Source organism: Paracoccus aerius (genome assembly GCF_014656455.1).
Lineage (GTDB): Bacteria > Pseudomonadota > Alphaproteobacteria > Rhodobacterales > Rhodobacteraceae > Paracoccus > Paracoccus aerius.
In genome coordinates, this window is the sequence record NZ_BNCL01000088.1 from 1 (window position 1) to 1,165 (window position 1,165).

Here is a 1,165-nt window from a genome sequence, read left to right on the forward strand (position 1 = left end):
CGAAGACCCGCACTGCCAGGCGGGTCTTTCTTGTTTACAGGATGGCCCGCGCCACGCGGATCATCTGAAGCAGCTCATAGTTTCTGTCGTTCAGCCGTACGACCTGTCCATTCACAACGGCATAGTTTTCATCGGCTCCCAGATGCGGCAGACGATAGACGCTGGCCAGTTCATCCTGTGTCAGGGCTGCCGTCGGGGCGATCGGCACTCCGGCCGGAAGATCGGGCACCTGTGCCATCTGGTTCACCAAAAGCAGCGCGTCGTAATCGCTATCGTCGAGCAGAACAGGCATGCCGTCGATCAAAGCATAGCGATGGCCTTCGGGTGCAGGATCAAGGCCAAAGAGCGTCGCGATCTGGTCTGATTGCAAAAGCAGAAGCTCAGGATCGGGATCAACGTCGGCTTCAGTCCTGAGCCATTCGTCCCGGCGCTCGACCCAGAGCCTGTCATAGTCATCCCCATCATACGACGCCCACTCCTCGTAGCTGACACCGTTTTTGGCCAGGCCGGGGGGAACGCAAGGTGGATCCTTCTTCGCCAAGCCCGGCGGACAGTTGCGATAGGCGATCAGCTCATCGTCAGGGATATCGGCGACGAGCAGTTGAGGTGTGACCACTGCAAGCGCCGTCGCAGCCAGAAGCCGCTTCATGTCACGTCCTGCAGGAGCCGGCGTCGAAAGGATGCGGCTCAGGACCTCTTCATGTTCTGCCGTGGTAAACCCACGGCGGCCGTTTCCATGTCCGTGCGTTGCCTGCTCGACGGCCTTGTTGGTCGTCTTGCGCTTCGGCCCGCCCGCATGCTCGGGCTTCCTGCCGCGATTGGCGCCATGATCGCTCCCCCTTTCCGCCCCGGGCTGTTCGATGCGGCCCTGCGCCCGGTCGGGGCCGCGGTTGGCGTTGCCGTTGCTGGCATTGCCATGACCCTTCCCCACGGCCTTGCCGTGACCGTGCCCTTTGCCTTTGTTGTCCTTGGCCAGCCAAAGCTGCTCCACAGACGCGGCTCCAAGGGGTGCGATGTCAGCCTGGGTCTGGACCGGACCGGCAGCCAGATGTGTCGATGTCAGAGCAAGCGCCACGGCGCTGCTGATCAGGAGCGTGTTCATGTCAGGCGCCTCCCTTATAGAAAAATCAACAGGGCAAGCCTGTGAAGCGTTCCATCCGCTCCG

1 protein-coding gene is annotated in these 1,165 nt (G+C 61.7%); it reads right to left on the reverse strand.

All coding sequences use genetic code 11. The features are described from left to right. Positions 1 to 34 precede the first annotated feature (34 nt). Entirely contained in the window at positions 35 to 1,102 is a 1,068-nt protein-coding gene (locus tag IE224_RS20805) for a hypothetical protein (RefSeq protein ID WP_191313430.1), read from the reverse strand. Positions 1,103 to 1,165: the final 63 nt, after the last annotated feature.